19 protein-coding genes are annotated in these 16,089 nt (G+C 70.4%); 3 read left to right on the top strand and 16 right to left on the bottom strand.

The annotated features are described in order from the left end of the window. Positions 1–709 precede the first annotated feature (709 nt). The 11 genes from ABD346_RS34625 to ABD346_RS34675 form a co-directional block, all read right to left on the bottom strand. On the bottom strand, positions 710–3,382 hold the full coding sequence (locus tag ABD346_RS34625) for an AfsR/SARP family transcriptional regulator (RefSeq protein ID WP_344380284.1): 2,673 nt from the start codon (positions 3,380–3,382) through the stop codon (positions 710–712). Then, positions 3,382–3,846: a TadE/TadG family type IV pilus assembly protein gene (locus ABD346_RS34630; protein WP_344380285.1), complete on the bottom strand. Its 465-nt coding sequence runs from the start codon at positions 3,844–3,846 to the stop codon at positions 3,382–3,384. The genes ABD346_RS34625 and ABD346_RS34630 overlap by 1 nt, the downstream gene beginning before the upstream one ends. After that, positions 3,843–4,268 (bottom strand): TadE/TadG family type IV pilus assembly protein, encoded by a 426-nt coding sequence (locus ABD346_RS34635; RefSeq protein ID WP_344380286.1) that lies wholly within the window; start codon positions 4,266–4,268, stop codon positions 3,843–3,845. The genes ABD346_RS34630 and ABD346_RS34635 overlap by 4 nt, the downstream gene beginning before the upstream one ends. Beyond that, complete coding sequence (locus tag ABD346_RS34640) at positions 4,265–4,666, bottom strand: TadE/TadG family type IV pilus assembly protein (RefSeq protein ID WP_344380287.1); 402 nt, start codon at positions 4,664–4,666, stop codon at positions 4,265–4,267. The genes ABD346_RS34635 and ABD346_RS34640 overlap by 4 nt, the downstream gene beginning before the upstream one ends. After that, positions 4,659–4,850 (bottom strand): hypothetical protein, encoded by a 192-nt coding sequence (locus ABD346_RS34645; protein ID WP_344380288.1) that lies wholly within the window; start codon positions 4,848–4,850, stop codon positions 4,659–4,661. Before ABD346_RS34645 ends, ABD346_RS34640 begins: the two co-directional genes overlap by 8 nt. A gap of 31 nt (positions 4,851–4,881) precedes the next feature. Further along, a complete protein-coding gene (locus ABD346_RS34650) occupies positions 4,882–5,778 on the bottom strand; it encodes a type II secretion system F family protein (RefSeq protein ID WP_344380289.1) in 897 nt (298 codons plus the stop codon). Then, positions 5,775–6,644: a type II secretion system F family protein gene (locus ABD346_RS34655; RefSeq protein WP_344380290.1), complete on the bottom strand. Its 870-nt coding sequence runs from the start codon at positions 6,642–6,644 to the stop codon at positions 5,775–5,777. Before ABD346_RS34655 ends, ABD346_RS34650 begins: the two co-directional genes overlap by 4 nt. After that, positions 6,641–7,936 carry a TadA family conjugal transfer-associated ATPase gene (locus ABD346_RS34660; protein ID WP_344380291.1) on the bottom strand — a complete coding sequence of 432 codons (1,296 nt, stop codon included), beginning with the start codon at positions 7,934–7,936 and terminating at the stop codon, positions 6,641–6,643. Before ABD346_RS34660 ends, ABD346_RS34655 begins: the two co-directional genes overlap by 4 nt. 29 nt (positions 7,937–7,965) lie before the next feature. Then, positions 7,966–8,805, bottom strand: a complete 840-nt coding sequence (locus ABD346_RS34665) for a MinD/ParA family ATP-binding protein (protein ID WP_344380292.1) — start codon at positions 8,803–8,805, stop codon at positions 7,966–7,968. Next, positions 8,805–9,338 carry an SAF domain-containing protein gene (locus ABD346_RS34670; RefSeq protein WP_344380293.1) on the bottom strand — a complete coding sequence of 178 codons (534 nt, stop codon included), beginning with the start codon at positions 9,336–9,338 and terminating at the stop codon, positions 8,805–8,807. The genes ABD346_RS34665 and ABD346_RS34670 overlap by 1 nt, the downstream gene beginning before the upstream one ends. A 271-nt stretch (positions 9,339–9,609) precedes the next feature. Beyond that, positions 9,610–9,876 (bottom strand): hypothetical protein, encoded by a 267-nt coding sequence (locus ABD346_RS34675; RefSeq protein ID WP_344380294.1) that lies wholly within the window; start codon positions 9,874–9,876, stop codon positions 9,610–9,612. Here ABD346_RS34675 and ABD346_RS34680 point away from each other — a divergent pair. Further along, on the top strand, positions 9,875–10,003 hold the full coding sequence (locus ABD346_RS34680) for a hypothetical protein (RefSeq protein WP_344380295.1): 129 nt from the start codon (positions 9,875–9,877) through the stop codon (positions 10,001–10,003). The two genes, ABD346_RS34675 and ABD346_RS34680, sit on opposite strands and share 2 nt — an antisense overlap. A gap of 460 nt (positions 10,004–10,463) precedes the next feature. Here the strand turns inward: ABD346_RS34680 and ABD346_RS34685 are convergent, their stop codons facing one another. The 5 genes from ABD346_RS34685 to ABD346_RS34705 all read right to left on the bottom strand — a co-directional run bounded on the left by ABD346_RS34685 (position 10,464) and on the right by ABD346_RS34705 (position 14,817). Further along, a complete protein-coding gene (locus tag ABD346_RS34685) occupies positions 10,464–10,856 on the bottom strand; it encodes a hypothetical protein (RefSeq protein ID WP_344380296.1) in 393 nt (130 codons plus the stop codon). Positions 10,857–11,252: 396 nt separating this feature from the next. Further along, positions 11,253–11,927: a hypothetical protein gene (locus ABD346_RS34690; RefSeq protein ID WP_344380297.1), complete on the bottom strand. Its 675-nt coding sequence runs from the start codon at positions 11,925–11,927 to the stop codon at positions 11,253–11,255. 87 nt (positions 11,928–12,014) lie between these two features. Beyond that, positions 12,015–12,503, bottom strand: coding sequence for an ATP-binding protein (locus ABD346_RS34695; protein WP_344380298.1), 489 nt, complete (start codon positions 12,501–12,503; stop codon positions 12,015–12,017). A gap of 515 nt (positions 12,504–13,018) precedes the next feature. After that, on the bottom strand, positions 13,019–13,579 hold the full coding sequence (locus ABD346_RS34700; RefSeq protein WP_344380299.1) for a GNAT family N-acetyltransferase: 561 nt from the start codon (positions 13,577–13,579) through the stop codon (positions 13,019–13,021). 11 nt (positions 13,580–13,590) lie between these two features. Further along, entirely contained in the window at positions 13,591–14,817 is a 1,227-nt protein-coding gene (locus tag ABD346_RS34705; RefSeq protein WP_344380300.1) for an NsdA family TPR-like regulatory protein, read from the bottom strand. Between the two features lie 175 nt (positions 14,818–14,992). Between ABD346_RS34705 and ABD346_RS34710 the strand changes: the two genes are divergently transcribed. Together ABD346_RS34710 and ABD346_RS34715 are read left to right on the top strand one after the other, a co-directional pair. Beyond that, positions 14,993–15,487 (top strand): hypothetical protein, encoded by a 495-nt coding sequence (locus tag ABD346_RS34710; protein ID WP_344380301.1) that lies wholly within the window; start codon positions 14,993–14,995, stop codon positions 15,485–15,487. Continuing rightward, a complete protein-coding gene (locus tag ABD346_RS34715) occupies positions 15,484–15,882 on the top strand; it encodes a restriction endonuclease (protein ID WP_344380302.1) in 399 nt (132 codons plus the stop codon). Before ABD346_RS34710 ends, ABD346_RS34715 begins: the two co-directional genes overlap by 4 nt. Positions 15,883–16,089: the final 207 nt, after the last annotated feature.

Genomic DNA, 16,089 nt, shown 5'->3' on the forward strand with positions numbered 1-16,089 from the left:
CTTTCATCGATCACCGGGGCAGGCGCGGCGCTCTCCGAATTCGAAAGCCCTACTTTTGACCGCACTTCACCCGTTGCCATTATTCGAATCGCCCCCTCGACCGGAATCCCCCCGGCCTTTTCGAGAACAATTCAAATATAGCTCGACCAGCACCCGACCTGAAGCCGAAATTTGGCTTGACAATGCTGGACTTCTCGCGAATTCGCGACGGGAATTCAGGGGCATCCCGGAATACGCTATGTCTTGTATCGTCTCCGGCCTGTTTCGCGACGCGATCGCAGGCGGCCTGCGGGCGCCGGCAACCCCGCATTCGAGCGCGTGGACGAACGGGCGGCACGGACCCAGCGGCATGGACCCAGCGGCACGGCGGGCGCCCTCGGCTACGCCTGGGCACCCGCCTGCCCCTGAGGCACCGGCCAACTGCACTCAGGCAGGGAAAGAGAGAAGGGAGGAAGAGGGAGGGAGGTGATGAGGTAAGGAGTCACAGCACGCGAGAGCAGGCAGTTGTAAGCAGAGGGGTGTTGGGGGCCGGGCCGCCGGTGTGAGCAGATCGGGACAGGTGCTTGTACCGATATGCAGGCTGGCCCGGGCCGCGGTGGCGGATCGGGCCGTGGCCTGGGGGTATGGCTGGTGGCGGGTGCTCTTGTGCAAGCGGGACGGCGGGGTGGACCCCCGTGGCAGGACGCCAGTGGGGACGGGTGGGAGGACTTCAGCGTCGGACCGCGGTGCGACGTACCGGAGCCCGGGTTCTGGAGGGTGCTTGTCCGAGCAGGGCGAGGAGTGCGGGCTCGGGTTCGGCGTCGATACGGGCGAGGCGTTCGGTGAGCAGGGCGAGGGTGCGTTGGGCTGCGTCGTCCCGGCCGAGGGTGAGCTGGAGTTCGATGATGCGGCGGTAGACGCGTTCGTTCTCGGGGTCGAGGTCGGCGGCGCGGTTGAGCAGGGCGAGGGCGGGTTCGGGGTCGGCGGAGTGCTGGCCTGTGTGTTCGGCAAGCAGTATCAGGGCGTCCATGGCGCTGCGGTGCAGCTGGGTGCGCAGGCCGTGGGCCCAGAGGTAGTCGGTCCCATCGCAGAGCGGGCCGGTGTAGGTGTCGGTGGCGCGCTGGAGGATGGCTGCGCGGGTGTAGGGGGAGTCGGCCGTGGCGATCTGTTTGAGGATGCCGGTGAAGGCGGCGACGTCGGTGGAGATGTATTGCGGGTCGAGGCGGTGGACTTGGCCGCTGAGGACGACGAAGGCGACCTGTTTCTTTCCCGTGGCGTCGCGGAAGACGCGGCGGGCGGCGCGGCGCAGGTTCTCGATGTCGCCTTTCGCTGCGGCCGGGTCGTCGACCAGCTGTATTTTCTCGGCGATTTCCTCACCGCGCAGACCGTCCGGGTGGGCGGCGAGCAGCGCGATGAATTCCCGGGTTGCTTCTTTCCGGGTGTCGGCGAGTGTGCATTCCTTGCCGTTCACGACGAGTTTGAATCCGCCGAAGAGGCGGATGTGTACCGCCCGGGAGGGCGCACCGTCTGCTCGCGGTCCCCTGATCGGGGAGGTCGCTGTGCTGGGCAGGCTCGCATCCTTCGGCGCCCGGACGGGGGCGGCTTCGGGTTCTGGGTCTTCTGGCTCGTCGGCCGGGTCCAGACTCTGGTGCCGTCCGTGCGCGGCATACAGGGTGTGGAGGATCTCGGCGGCCGCCGCGGGCGCGAGCAGGAACATCGAGCAGTTCTGCAGAGGGGCGAGTGTGCCGGAGGCGGTGCCGTCGGCATCGACCATGAGCCGGTGCCGCACGGTGTCGCCGTGGGCCCCAACGGTGAGCACGGCGAGTTGGCCGGGGGTGGCTCGCGCGGCGAGGGTGGCCAGGCGGGCGGGATCACCGCCCACCTGGTCCAGGAGCAGGACGTGCAGGGCGGGCATGCCGCCTTCCAACGGCCCGGTATCCAGGTGCTGTTCGTGTCGGGCGTGCTCCAGCAGGGTGTGCTCGGCACGCTCCAGAGCCGCGGTCGCTGTGTCGGCGACCGTCCAGGCGGGCAGGGACCGGTGAGCGTCGGGCAGCAGGCGGTTCAGGGTGGCCTGGTCGGTGATCAGCTGTACGCGTGGCGGGTTGGGGCGCAGGCGCTGTGCGGCGCAGGCGATCGCGATGGCCAGGTGGCGGGCTGTGTCCTGGGCGCCCAATCCGGTCAGGTGCACTCCCCCGCCCTGGGCGAGGGTGTCGATGCGGACTTCGCAGCCGGCGCGTTCGGCGATGGGAACGGTTCCGGGCTGGCCGGGTTCGGCCGGGGCCGGGCGTCGGGCCAGGGTTTTGGGGTCGTGCTGGCGGGCGGCGCGGGCTTTGAGGTGGGCCTGGTTGCTGTGGCTCAGGGCCTCGCTCAGGTGCCCTTCGTGGTCGTCAAGAGGTGTGGCGAGCGTGTCGAGTGAGGGGGTGCGGCGCCGGGCGGCGTGCCAGCGGGCGAAGCCGATCGCGGCTGCGATGCCCGCCGCGGTGGTGATGCCGATCGTGGAGGCAGTGCCAATCGAGATCGTCACTGGGCACTGCTGCGGAGCGGGCGCGTGCTCACGGTGGTCTGCGGGCTCCCGCTGATCGCGGTGCTCACCATGTGGGGAGGGCTGCGGTTGATCGGGCACCGGAGCCGGTGCGGGGCTACGCGGCGGATGCGCGGGAGCAGGTGGGGCCGGGGCCTGGGTGGCAGGCGGGTTCGCGGCGGGCAGGTGCAGGCGCCAGCCGGGCAGGATCAGATCGGGGTCGGAGAGCAGACTCCCGTCCGACTGCCTGATCATGCAGGACAGTTGGTAGATCTTCGGCCACTGGAGCGGGTCGCCGAGGTGCTGGGCGGCGATGTCCCACAGGGTGTCGCCCGGCTTGACGGTGTAGGTGGTGTATCCGGGTTCGGGCGTCCGGGCGGGCGGCACGTGCTGGGGCGCGGTAGCGGCAACCGCCACCGGGGCTGCGGGACTCGCCAACGGCACGGCGGCGTGCGCGGCGGGCAGGCGCCACATACCGATCAGTGCCAGGAGCAGGGAGCCGACCAGGAGGGCTGCGGCAGCCTGGTGGACAGGCAGCGTCTGCGTGCGCCGGCGCAGGAGGGTCGCATCGCGGACGAGGGCGGGCAGGCGTGCCAGCAGCCAGAGCGTCTCGCACGCCAGTACGGCCATGAAGTAGGTCCAGCAGGCCCAGCCCACCAGGGCGCATACCTTCAGCACGAAGGGGTCGCTGACCGGCTGTGCGAGCCGGTTTCCCAGGTCGCTGAGCGAGGTGACCTGTTCGGGCCAGGGCGCGCCGATGGTGGCGAACAGGACGTACGGGATGCCGGCCACCGCGGCGGTGAGCACGCTGCCCAGGGCGAGGATGCGGACGGCGGCGGCCAGCCGGTGGGCGCGGCGGCGGGTGGAAGGGGCTGTGGCCATCACGGGCTGCTCGCCTCGTCGGCGCCCCAGGGGGTGGTGGCGCCGCGTTCGATGTGGGCGGTGGCGGACGCGGTGGTCGTGAGTGAGCCGAGGCCGACCAGGGACAGCACTTGGGTGCGCTGGATGTGGGTGACGGTGACGTGCGTCCGGTCGTCCTGGACCTCGATGCGGGCCTGGTCGCCGTCGCCAGCCGCAGCCACCCGAGCATGAGCCGTGGCGTCGGCGGCGGCCGCATCGAGGCGCATGTGGTGGGTGCCGCGCAGATAGGGCAGGTCGACTTGCTGGCAGGCGGCGCGGGCGGCTTCCTGGGCGGTGTCGGCCGCGCGCATCTTGCCCGCCAGGGCCAGGCCTCCGTCGATGACGAGCCCGGCGAACAGGAAGAGCCCGGCCACCGACACCACCACGATCGCGGTCACCTGCCCCGAGTCCTCGCGCACCGCGGTCCGCATGCGGGTGTGCCTCATGACTCGACTCCCCGGTACAGGTCGACTACGGAGGCGGCCGATGCCGTGATGTCCATGCCGCTCGCCATGCCGGGCACGCCCAGGGCGACGCGGCAGGTCACCGTCACCCGAACCACTCCCCCCGGGCTGAACCCGCCCAGGGCCAGAGTCGTGCGAGGGCTGGTGCAGGAGGAGCCGGCCCCGGCCAGGCTGAGCACGGCGGCCTGCTCGGCAGCAGCACCCGCGGCTGCGGCATTCCGGGTCAAGGAGGCGGCACGGGCGGCCTGGTGGGCAGCCTCGTCGGCATCCAGGCGGGCCCCGGCGAGCTTGCCCAGAGCAACCGCGACCAGCATCAACAAGAGCAACAGCGGCGTGACCAGGACCAGTTCTGTGGTGGCCGAGCCCCGTTCCCGCCCCGTCCGCAGGGACGCACTTCTGTTCATCCCGGAACCCCCTGGGACCAGCGCTCGACAGGACCTGCGGCATGGCCGGCCACCCGCAGGTGGAGCCCCGGCACGAGCGCAACCACCTCGCCGTGCACATCCACCACCACGTGCTCGCCGCCCCGGCTCACCTGCACCGCGGGATTCAGGAGCACCCGGCTGCCCAGCAGGCGCAGCGTGGCTGCAGCGCGGGCATCCCCGGCCTGGGAGGTGGAGTCCTGGGCTCTGGCTGTGGCCAGGGCGCGGGAGGCCGCGGCCTGCGCGATGTGCTGGGCGTGCTCGGCGAGCGCGAACTGCACGATCAGGAGCAGCAGCACCAGCAACAGGGGCACGGCCAGGACCAGTTCGGTACTGGCTGCTCCGCGATCGTCTGCTCTGCTGCGGTTGCGGCTAGCCAAGGTCTAGGCCGTTGGCCTTGGCCAGCACCTTGGAGGCGATGACGCCGATGGCCGAGAGCGTGAGGATGACGAGGAGGGCGGTGACGATGACGGTCTCCGTGGAGTAGCCGGCGTCGTCGGCCATCCATGCCCTGGCCCGGTGTGCCCTGGCCCGTGCGCGGATGATGAAGGTGCGGAGGTTCATGGCAATCGCCTTTCGGTGGAGGGATGTTCGGTCACAGTCCGGCGAGGACGTTCTGCATGGCCGGGTAGCCGATGAAGAGCAGGAATCCGGCGAAGAGCACGACGACGGGCAGGGACATCCGTTCGGTGGCGGACTGGGCGGCGCCGTCGGCCTCGGTGAGGCTGCGGGTGCGCATCGCCGCCGCCTTGGCCTCCAGCGAAATGCGGATCTTGGCGCCCTCGCTGCCGGCCAGCGAGATCGTCGCGGCGAGCTCCTGGAGTTCTGGGACGCCGGTGCGGGCGCCGAGTTGGCCCAGTTCGTGCCAGACGTTCGTGCGGCCCACCTCAGAGGCGGTCAGGGCCCGGCGCAGTTGGCCGGCGGCCCAGCCGTGCGGGCTGGAGGCCGCGTCCGCGAGGGCCTGGTGGACGCCGGCCCCGCCGGCCAGGGCGATGACGGTGAGGTTAAGGAAGACCGACAGGGTGTGCCGCAGTTCCTTGCGCCGCTGCTGCGCGGTGGAATGCACCGCAAGGTCCGGGGCGAAGAACAACACCGCCCCCAGCGCGAGCGATCCGAGGGCGGACATCTGCCAGCCGAGTCCGTGTCCGGCTACCGCCCACAGCAGCAGCGAGAGGAGGCTCGGTGCGAGGAGCCCGGCAAGAGCAGCAGCTGCCTTTTCCGCCAGGAATCGCTCAATGGGGACGTCGGCGACGGCCAGGTCCCGGCGCAGCCCGCGGGTGGGCAGTCCGCAGGCTTTCAGCGCGGGCACGGCCCGCCGCCCGGCCCGCGCCGCCCACCCCTCCCCGTCTCCGGCCGTCGCCGTCGCGGCAGGCGGGGGTGGGGTGCCGAGGTGTGCCAGGCGGTGGGTGAGGGAGGCGCGCGGTGGGTTGATGCCGTACACCACCAGCGCCAGGAAGGTGCCGAGCCCGAGCCCGAGAAGGATCGCCGTCATACGCGCACCCCCTCTGCGGTCGCGGGGCGCACACCCTTGAGGACTCGGGGGTCCTCCTCCAGGGCGGCGATCTTCATCAGCCACCACAGGGCGAAGGCGAACAGGCCGCCCACGGCGGCCAGGGCGAACTGCCCCTGGGCGGTGGCGTACGGGGCGAGGTAGGAGCGGTTGAGGATGACCAGTCCGCCGGCCAGGCTCAGGGTGGTGCAGGTGATGACGCGGACCGAGGTCCTCACCCGGCCGCGTCCGGCCTCGATCTTCAATCTCATGGTCACCTGTTCCCTGGTGGCAGCGGCCAGCTGGCCGAGCAGGACGGCGAGTTGGCGGGCCTGGCGTTCGGCGGCCATCACCAGGGCGGCGGTGACCATGTCGCAGGTCGCGTCGTCCACCTCGTCGGCGAAACCGCGCAGCGCCCGGCCCAGGGGCTGTCCCGCTTCGATGCGGGCCGCCAGGCGTGCGGTCTCCTCGCGCAGGGCGGGTGGGGCGACGGGGGCGGTGGCCAGGATCGCCTGCTCCAGCCCGGCCGCCGCCGACAAGGTGTCGCGCAGCATCTCCGCCCACACCGCGACCGCCTCCAACGTCACGGTCCGGCCGGCGGCCTGACGGTCGGGTCCCAGCAGACGCGGCAGCGCCAGCACCCCCACCAGCGTCAACAGGGCAGCGACAGGCCAACCGGTGACCGCTCCGGTCAGAGCAGCGGCCCCTGCGGCCGCCGTCCAGTGCCGGCCGCTCGCTTCCACCGGCAACCGCCACCGCCACACCCGATGTTCGCTGTGCGGGCGGGGCCGGGCCCCGTAGAGAGTGAGTCCGGCCGAGAGCGCGAAACCGGCGCCCAGCAGCAGGCCGATGAGGACACTGTGCGTCATGAGCGCCCCCCGTACTCGCCGAACAGCAGCGCGGCATCCAAGCCCACGTCGACCAGGTCGTTGAGGGTCTGGGTGCGCAGCGGCGCCCCGGGCACGGCGCGTCCGTCGGGGCCGGGTTTGTAGACCTCGTTGGAGACGATCTGCGGGCCGTCGGCGTCCACGACCTCGCGGATGGAGTCGATCGCCCGGCGGCCGTGGGCGTCCCAACCGAGGTGCACCACGAAATGCACCGCGGAAGCGACCATCAGGTTGGTGGCCTCCAGCGAGAGCCGCTCGGGCGACTGGGCGGCGTAGGCGGCGAGTTTGGTGAACACGCCGCGCGAGGTGGAGGCGTGGATGGTGGAGAGCGAGCCGTCGTTGCCCTGGGACATGGCGTTGCACATCGGCACCACCTCCGGTCCCCGGATCTCCCCGACGATCACCCGGTCCGGCGACATCCGCAGCCCCCAGCGCACCAGCTCCGCCTGGTCGACGGCGCCTTCGCCCTCGAGATTGGCCTCGCGGGCCTGCAATGCCATCACGTTCGGATGCGCCTGGGCGTCTTCGTGCAGCCCGAGTTCGAAGGTGTCCTCGATGGTCACCAGCCGCTCCACCGGTGGGATCACCGACGCCAGGCCGCGGGCCAAGGTGGTCTTGCCCACGTTCGTGCCGCCCCCGACGATGATGTTCTTGCGGGCCAGCACCAAAGCGGTCAACACCCCGGCCAGGCGCCGGTCGCACACCCCGAGACGGTCCACCAGGTCATCCATCGTCACGCGCTTAAAGCGGTGCCGACGGATCGTCAGCCCCACCCGGTGGGACAGCGCCATCACCGCGAACAACCTTGATCCGTCCGGCAGGCAGATGTTCAGGCTAGGCGAACCCCGATCGAAGCGGCGCTCCTCCAGCCCCGAGCGGGCCGCGATCTGCCGCACCAGATCGACCAGTTCACCGTCGGACGCAGCGACCGGAGCGCGCTGCTCTTCGCTGCCGTCGGCGTAGCGGACGAAGACCTGGTCCGCACCGTTGATCTGGATATTCTCGATCCGCTCGTCCTCCAGCAGCTCCTGAAGCGAGCCAAGCCCGAACAACGCCTCCATCACCGTCCGCTCAAAGGCTTCCCGCTCGCCGTCGCTCAACGGGGGCCTGCCGAGCGTGAGCCGCTCCTGGTTGTGGGAGGCCATCTCATCGGCGAGCAGCCGTTTCGCCAGCGTGCGCCGCTCACTACTGCTCTGCACCGGCAGACCAGCCTCACTGCGCGAGTGTGCAAAACCCGTCAACGTCGCGGCAATGCTGTCCCGCAGCCGCTCCACCGCATGCGATCCCTGGCCCGTACTCGTCTTCACCGGATGCCGCCCGTCTCCAGTGTGCGCACCGTTTCGGGATGGCTATGGCGCGCACCGGCCAGGGCCCGTGAGCTGAGTTGGGCCAGCTCGCCGCACAAGCCGCCCCGACCCGTGTCGCCATCGGCGCCGGCCAGCTGCCGGGCCAGAGCGAACGCGGCCTGCGCCAAGGGCAGGCGAGTCCACCGCCGCTCGGCCACCCGCGCAACGCCGGACAGCGCGGCCGCGGCCCGCGGATCCCACGGCAGCGCATGGATCTGGTCCCGCCCCACCTCCAGGGCTTGGGCAATGTCGGATTCCGTGTACCGGCACTCCCCCACCACCGCCAGCTCCACCCGCGCTCCCTCCAGCCACTTCGGGCGCGCCGCGACATGAGCCAGCGCGTCCGCACTGCCCCCGGCCACCAGCACCAGCTGGTCGGACAGCCCGGCGAGCTCCCGCGACGGGCCAGCCCCCAGATGTCCCAGGTCCAGCAGCACGATGCCTTCGCTGCCGGGGTCACCGCGCAGGATCGTCGGGCAGGCGGCAAGTTCCGCGACGCTGGCCAGCGCCTGGTCGCAGCCCGTCGGCGCCACCACCACCCGCAAGCCGCCGGCCGCCTCCTGCGTACAGGAGCCGAGGTCCGCCTCCGGCCCGCCGTGGCGGGCTCCGGCCGCCAGTGTGAGCAGCCCTGTCATGTCCGACAGCCCGAACCGCACCGCAAGATCCCCGCCCGCGGCATCCGCCTCCACCACCACCGGCCGCACCCCACCCACCGGCCACACTGCGGCCAGGGCCAGAGCCAGCGTGCTCGCTCCGGGCGCTCCCTTGAGCGAGCCGATCGCCACGATCTGCCGCATCACGACACCTCCTTCACCGATTCACTGAGCACCGCGATCCGCGGCTCGGTCATCTGCGCGATGCGGCGCACCGCCGCCGCATCCACCAACACCGTCACCGCGCCCTTGCCGGACGCCGACTGCGGCGTACTCACCGCGCTCACCACCCCCAGCACCGGATCCGGCAGCTTCGCCTCGGCGTCGCCGCCCGCATGCCCACCGGGAGCCGTGCCGGGCACGACGGCGATCCGCTGCCCGGCCGCCAATCCGGCGGGCAGCATCCCCGGCTCCACACCCACCACGATCAACGCCCTCCCCGACGGCGGAAACGCCGCCGCATCCCCCACCTGCCCGGGCGCGAGCAACTGCCCGGCCAGCAAAGGCACCACGGCCCGCCGCCCCACCACCCCATCGCGCCGCCCGGCCGCAACGACCTGCGTCGCGTCATCCACACCCAGACGCACAACACCCAGATCGGCCGCTTCGATCACCTCGCCGGCCCCGACCGGACGCACCACCGCCAGCACCGGCAGCCGATGCCCCGCACTGCTCACCGTCCACGCAACCCCGCCCGCACAGGCAATCGCCCCCGCCACACCCAGCGCGACCAGCCCCGGCCGCCACCGCCGCGGCGCCCCCACCGGCCCACCACCCCCCGGCGGACCCTCCACCGACTGCCGGGGCGGCCGCAACCGCCCCAACCTTCCGTTAACACCTGTCGTGGCCCTGGAAGAAGACAAAGAGGTACCCACACGTCACCCCACTCGCTCACAAAGAACTCGCCCGCGCCACTCCCGACACCGGGCCCCATACGGCAATGCGAGGTCAGGACACGACCAGCGCCTGCGCCTCAGCCACCCGCAACGGCACCTGCGCCTGCGACTGCTGCCCGGGGATCACACCTTGCTGGCCCCCGCCGTGCCACTCCACGTCCCAACTGACACTCACCGACACCGTGTACGCCTCGCGCGGCTGCCCCGCCGACGACCGCAGATAGGTGTGGCCACAATCCGGAGAAGCCGAATCCGCCGCGTACTGCGCCGAATACGGCGTCCCAGCACCTGCACACACCACCGTGCTGCCGTCACCCATGCGCCACGTCACCGTGCGCGGTATCGCCGTCGCCGTCACCGACACCCCCGGCACCGACGCCGTCTTCGACACCGGCCTCCACATCCCAGGATCCAGCCACATCCACGTCGGCACCCGCACCAACTGAGCAGCCTTCTCATCCGGGTTCGTACGGATCACCGGCGCAGGCAACACCAACTCACGCACCACCTGCCGAGCCACCACCGCAGGATCCGGCACAGCAGCCGGGGCGGCATCCCCACCAGCCCCCGGCCCCGGGAAATCCTGCATCGGCAACGGAACACCATGCAGGCCATACATCTGCCCCGGCTGACGCTCCCAGTCCATGAAATTACCCGAACCCGAAGCACCACTACTCACTGCCCCGGACCCAGATGCCGGCCCAGACCCCGGCCGCCCCACAGACGCCGGGCGCGCTTCACTTCCCGCACCGACACCGCACTTGCCCGCACGGCACTTCACTCCGGTCCCAAAGTTCGCGATCTCATCGCCACCACCATCCGCACCGCACACCGGAGCCAGTGGACCGACCGTCCACAGCACTGCCGCAACGACCAGGAAGCCACGACTGCTTGGGGACCGACGCATCAGCTCGTACACGTGCCCGCGTCCTCCCAATAGAGTTCGGACACCTTCCATTCACCGGTAGAAGTACGGGTGACAGTGACCTCGGTGTGACGCCGCCCTCCAGCCAACCCGTCGGAAGAACCACTCGGCTTGTCCTGCACCCACTTGGACCCGTCAATGCAGTCCCGCAACTCGACCTTGTCCACGCTCGACTTCACGACGGTCGGCGCGAGATTCACGGCCCCCTTGCTGGTCGCCCCGGCCTTACGAGCCTGCTCCATCACGTACTGCAGCAGGCTCAGCGCATTGCCCTGCGCGTGGTCAGCCAACCGCGGGCTCTTCGGGTCCGAGGTGCGGGACGCCTCTGCCGCGTCCGCCCACATCGCCCGATACGAGGTGAGCGCCTCGTCCACTGGCCCATCACTGGGGCTCGGCACCGGCGTCCCTGTAGACGTCACGGCCTGCGGAGTCTTCACCCTCGATTGGTGAGGTTGGTTATGGGTGCAAGCACCTGCTCCGAGCCCGACCACCGCTACGGCAACAACCGTCATCCAGAGCCTGCGATGTAATCCCTTCGTTCTCATACTCCCCCGCTCCCACCAGCCGCACATCACTCACGGCAATCACGAGTCACTCTTCGTGTCAGCTGTCTTCCCCCTGAGTATTCACCTGGCAAACGCGATCCGGAGGCCGAGCTTCCCTTCCGGCCGCGCCACGGGCATGTTGACGGGTGCCACCAGCGGAAAGGGAAACTGAAACCACCTGATCCGGTGATACGCGCCTGGGGCGGGGTGGGGTGGGGTGACTCGTCACCGTACGGGCGGGAGACTCCACCCGTCCGCGGCGCAGCGGGCCTCGAAGTCGGGTGGCAGCCAGCCGTGGGAGAGGAGTCTGGGGTGGGCGGGGAAGGACGCGTGCGCGGCGAGTACAAACATCAACGACGCGCAGAGGCTGTGGAGTTGCACGGTGACGTAGCCGCTGCCGTTGGCGTCATGGAATGCGCATTGGAAGACGTCCGGGGCGACCAGGTCCACCGTGTCGAGACCGGCCCAGCCCAGGTTCAGCGGGCTCTGCGGATGCCCGAAATACACCCGCAGATTGGTGACGGTGACTTCGCCCGGCCCGTCCGCCACCCACCGCGGCTGTGCGTTGGCCTGGGCCTGGCACCGCCGGGCAGAGTTCCCCAGGGCCGAACCGACCATGCTGCCGATGACAAAGCCCGTCGAACCGAAGGCCACCGTGCTGCCGTGCACATAGGAGCCGTCGCCCAGCGCCCGCCAGGTAGAGCGCGCCGCAGGGCCCACGGCCAGCGAGCGCTCGCCGGGCCCCAGCCGGGCCATGGTCGGCAGCGAGGGCCGGTCCGCCAGCCGACCTCGTACGAGATCGTGCACAACGCCGCAGGTGTAGAGCAGATGGTCGTCCAACATGCCCCAGGACTCCGGGCGTTCCGTATATAACGGCACCTCAAAGGGGTCGTTGTTCATGGCTCTCCCGTTCAGCCGCCTCAAGCCAACGGTCGCCATCGTAGGGATCACCGCATCCCGGCGCCGCCCCCACCGTCAGCCGCCGTCTCAGCATGCGTCGTACGTGCCACCCGGCAGAGGCAACGCCAGCCAGGCAATCTTGGTGCCGTTGTTGAATGCTCGGAAACCCCATACGCCGCAGGTCAGTTCATGCACGATGTGCAGGCCCCGCCCGCGTTCGGACAACAGCTCCAGCAGCGCATCCAGTCCCCCGCCGCAGCCCCGCGGCCTCGCGGCAAAGGGGGCAGTCGACGGGAACTCTGCGAGCACGGGAATCCTCGGATCGTGATCCAGGACTTCGCACAGGAGCGCGTCCACGATGCGGCGCAGGTGCAACTCGTAGGGCCCCAGAGCATGTTCGGTCGCGTTGGCGACGAGCTCGGATGCGGCGAGCACGCCATCGCTGATCGATTCACTGTGCAGTCCCAGCTGGGACAGGGCGCGTCGCAGTGTGGCACGCGCCTGAGCGGCCGGGTTGGGTGTACAGCTCGTCCAGCGATACAGGCAGCCGAACGGAACGATGGGAGTCGCATTCACCGCACCGCACCCCCTCGGGCAGCGTGCCGGCCACGAGCTCCGCGACGGTGCCGGCCGCTCCCAGGGCCCACATAGGTGCGGAGTTCGGTGAGCAGGAGCCGCCTGCCGGTCAACGCGGCAGGTAGAAGAAAGGTTGCACTGAGCAGGACGGTCGGCAGCATGGCGGCCTCCGTGGTGATCCGGTCTGGGACGCACCCACCACACCGTGGTGCTCGGGAAGAGCGGAACCGTCCTTCACCAAGTACTTTTGCACTGTCGGCACCAGGACACCGAGCAAAGGGCGGAGCCTCCTTCCCCGGGCCCGGTGCCGGTCTCGGGACCGCTCGGCTTCGACCTGTGCGTCGCGCGTGGGACGCCATGCGCCCATACGTGCCGAAGTGGTACGGCGGCGACCCCACCCAGCCCTGATCACGTGGGCGGTGCAGCACTGAAGGGGGTGTCTCCCGCGGAAGACACCCCCTTCCGGCTGTCCGAGGCCAACCCGCACGCGTGTTGACCTGCCTGCGGCGGCCTGGTCAGCACTGAGGGAGAGCGAGCAGCATCGCGTGCATCAGGGGCGCGTCCGGCATCCTGGGGCGCAGGTCGCCGAGCGTGGTCCAGCCCCACGACTCGTATAGCGCATGGACTTTGGGGTGGCTCTGGTCGACCAGGAGGGTGGCGCGCTCCTCGCCCCGGTCGGCGAGCAGCGCGTCGTGTAGCTGGCGGGCGATGCCGGTGCCGCGCCAGGGGAGACGCACCATCAGTTCGGAAAGGGCGTAGGTGCGGGTGCCGGTCTCGGCGACGACGTCGGCCGGTACCGCGGTGAGCAGCCCGCCCCACCATGGGGAGTCGGCCCGCAGCGGGGCGCCATAGGCGTATCCGACGGCTTCGCCGTTTCGGTCGCTGTCGTAGCCGACGGTGCAGGTCCAGCCCTCGCGGCGGCTCCAGGCGTCCAGGCCCTGGGCGAACCGGTCGACGGTGGCGAACGGGTCGGTCTTGGCGGCCTCGGCGTAGACCTCGGCGTACACGTCGAGCAGCAGGGGACGCAGCTCGGCGGCGTGGCGGTGGTCGTAGTGCCGTATGTCGATGCCGGTCACAGGCGGGGCTCCTAGGCGGTGGCGAGGGTGCGGTGGACGGTGGCGAGCCGGTCGCTGATGTGCCGGCTGCGGAGGGCGGAGGTGTCGACCCTCATGACAGTGGCCCTGGCGCGCGCCAAGTCGCCTTGGACGAGCTGGATTTCGGCGAGCTGCACGCCGTAGTACGCCTTGTTGCGGCGCATGGTCGGCGGGAGCAGCTGCAGGGCTTGGGCGGTGGCGACTTCGGCGTCGGGTAGGTGGCCCATGGCCTGGTGGGCGATGGCGGACAGTCCGGCGATCTCGGCGGTGTCCAGGAAGCGCAGCCAGGGTGGCGCGGGCTCGGCGGTGTCGAAGCGGTCGTGTGCGGCCTGGGCGGCGAGCACGGAGCGCGCCGCTGCGCGGTAGTCGCGGGCGCGGGCATAGCCGATGGCGAGGCGGGAGTGGAGCAGGGCGGCGATGCGCGGATTCTGGCGGGCCTGGCGGGAGTCGAGGGCTGCGCGGTTGATCTGCAGGGCCTCGCGGTGGCGGCCTTCGGCGCGAGCCTGCATGGCCAGGTCGGACCAGGCGCGGGCCTGGGCGCGCTTGTCGTCGGCGAGTATCGCGCTCTGCAAGGCGGCGGCGTGGTGCAGGCGGGCCTGGTCGCTGTGGCCGTCATCATGCGCGGCCCATCCGGCGGAGGAGTACAGGCTGCTGATGGAGGAGTGCAGAGCCCTCTCGACGCCGGGCCCGTACGTACAGCGGTCGACGGCATCACGCAGCCGGTCGATGTAGTCCGTGGCCACGGTCAGGAGCACGCCGCCACCGATCGCGTTGAAGTGCGCATCGAGCCGACCGACGGCGCCGTTGATGCACTGGATGTCGGTGAAGGTCAACCGGCCGCTGACCGGTGTCTCGTCCAGTCCGAGCATCAGGGCGACACTCGCGGCGGTGGACCCGGCAACGAAGGAACGGCGCCTCACCTTCTCCTCCTCGTCGGTGGCCCGGGGCGGGGGGACGGGCAGATGGCTGGATGCGCCGCGGGGCACGAATCCCATGGCTTCGGGGGGCCGGTCGAAGATCTCGACGAGCGGCAGCAGGTAGCGCGCGATCGGCCAGCGGACCTTGCCCGCGGCCCAGCGTCGGACCTCGCGGTCGGTGGCTTCGCCCGGTCGTCCGTAGATGCGCTCGCTGATGCGGTTGACGGCCTTGGCCAGCGTCCGGTGGCTGTAGCCGTGCTGACGCAGCAGGTTTTCGAAGATGACGTTGCGCTGCGTGTCCATGAATGGCCCCCGGTGCGGCTGTGTCGTGGCGCGACGGTAGTCCCGCCGCGCCCTCCCGGTAGGTAAAACTGTCCGCCTCCCAGGAGGTAACTGCCCGGATTTTGACCTGATTCCACGCACTCGGATGGCGGTTGGCTGGAAGGAACGTGACGGGCAACCAGCAAGGAGCAGCGCCGTGGCGAACTCATCCGCCGACAGAACAGCCAAGACACAGACGACGACCCCCACCTGGCACGACCTTGCACAGGTCAGCGACCGCAAACGTCAGCTGTGGAGGACCGGGGGCAACCACACCGACTGGATGGCCTGCGGCATCGCCTGGGACGCGGTGGCCATCACCCCAATGGCCTCTGGCCTGGCAGCGCTCGGCGCGACCCGCACCGGTACCCGATGCGGCTACCTGGTACTCGCCGACCACTTGCGGAACGTGCTGTACGTGCTGGTCCCGCCCGGCACCGGCGGTGCTTGCGACGGGATCCTCGGGGTCCGTGTACTCTCCCACGGCTACCAGCTGCTCGTCCCGACCCCGCCCGAGCACAGCAACATCGTCGCCGACTGGGTCAGCCACCCACCCGGCGACAAGCCTCCCCGACTCGTCCAGGCAGAGCAACTCGCCGCGCACCTGCGAGACCTCACCCCACCCATGCACGACAAGGAGGTCGCGTCATGACCGGCCACTCCACGGAGTATGACCCCGAGCGCCGGATCAAGGCCGCGCTTCCGCTCGACCGGCTGTCACACACCCGCCTGCTGCGGGCCGCACTGTCCTGGACCGATCCCACCGCACTGCCGCCCGACGACTACGAACAAGTCGCGCTCCTGCTGACCGAGGCCAGCCACGCAGTCGCCACGGACCTACGGCACCACATGGACCGGCTGCCACCGGACGACAACCGCCGCGCGCTCACCGAGACGGTACTCAACGAAGTCGACCGCCGCCCAATGCAGCCGTCGAGGAACACGCTCCACGGCGTCCAGAACCTGGCCCGGCTGCTGCGCGACCTCTACGAGCGGCTCGACCGACTCCGGGACACGGCACCCGCCGCTAGAGCAGTCTCCCACTGATCATCGCCCCATGCCTCCCTGCAGGTTCGGGCTCCGGGGCTGCTTCACGTACAGATGCGCGCGCGTGAACCTGCGCAAGTCGCGCAACAACCGAACCGCTGATCGTGGCAGCCACCATGCACGGCCGGCTCGTCCTCCAACGCCTGTGTCCCTCCCCTCGTAGCGTGGAGTCCGTGATTGCAGGGGAAGTTGGAGTTCATGGGGTCC

Source organism: Streptomyces mauvecolor, from assembly GCF_039532965.1.
Classification (GTDB): domain Bacteria; phylum Actinomycetota; class Actinomycetes; order Streptomycetales; family Streptomycetaceae; genus Streptomyces; species Streptomyces violascens.

What these genes read in the sequence shown, in the direction of transcription:
- ABD346_RS34675 (WP_344380294.1), bottom strand. Translation starts at nt 9,876, where the DNA reads ATGGGTGACGGCAGCACGGTGGTGTGTGCAGGTGCTGGGACGCCGTAT.
- ABD346_RS34645 (WP_344380288.1), bottom strand. Translation starts at nt 4,850, where the DNA reads ATGAACCTCCGCACCTTCATCATCCGCGCACGGGCCAGGGCACACCGG.
- ABD346_RS34625 (WP_344380284.1), bottom strand. Translation starts at nt 3,382, where the DNA reads ATGGCCACAGCCCCTTCCACCCGCCGCCGCGCCCACCGGCTGGCCGCC.
- ABD346_RS34650 (WP_344380289.1), bottom strand. Translation starts at nt 5,778, where the DNA reads ATGACGGCGATCCTTCTCGGGCTCGGGCTCGGCACCTTCCTGGCGCTG.
- ABD346_RS34690 (WP_344380297.1), bottom strand. Translation starts at nt 11,927, where the DNA reads ATGAACAACGACCCCTTTGAGGTGCCGTTATATACGGAACGCCCGGAG.
- ABD346_RS34655 (WP_344380290.1), bottom strand. Translation starts at nt 6,644, where the DNA reads ATGACGCACAGTGTCCTCATCGGCCTGCTGCTGGGCGCCGGTTTCGCG.
- ABD346_RS34630 (WP_344380285.1), bottom strand. Translation starts at nt 3,846, where the DNA reads ATGAGGCACACCCGCATGCGGACCGCGGTGCGCGAGGACTCGGGGCAG.
- ABD346_RS34680 (WP_344380295.1), top strand. Translation starts at nt 9,875, where the DNA reads ATGCGCCACGTCACCGTGCGCGGTATCGCCGTCGCCGTCACCGACACC.
- ABD346_RS34665 (WP_344380292.1), bottom strand. Translation starts at nt 8,805, where the DNA reads ATGCGGCAGATCGTGGCGATCGGCTCGCTCAAGGGAGCGCCCGGAGCG.
- ABD346_RS34705 (WP_344380300.1), bottom strand. Translation starts at nt 14,817, where the DNA reads ATGGACACGCAGCGCAACGTCATCTTCGAAAACCTGCTGCGTCAGCAC.
- ABD346_RS34635 (WP_344380286.1), bottom strand. Translation starts at nt 4,268, where the DNA reads ATGAACAGAAGTGCGTCCCTGCGGACGGGGCGGGAACGGGGCTCGGCC.
- ABD346_RS34715 (WP_344380302.1), top strand. Translation starts at nt 15,484, where the DNA reads ATGACCGGCCACTCCACGGAGTATGACCCCGAGCGCCGGATCAAGGCC.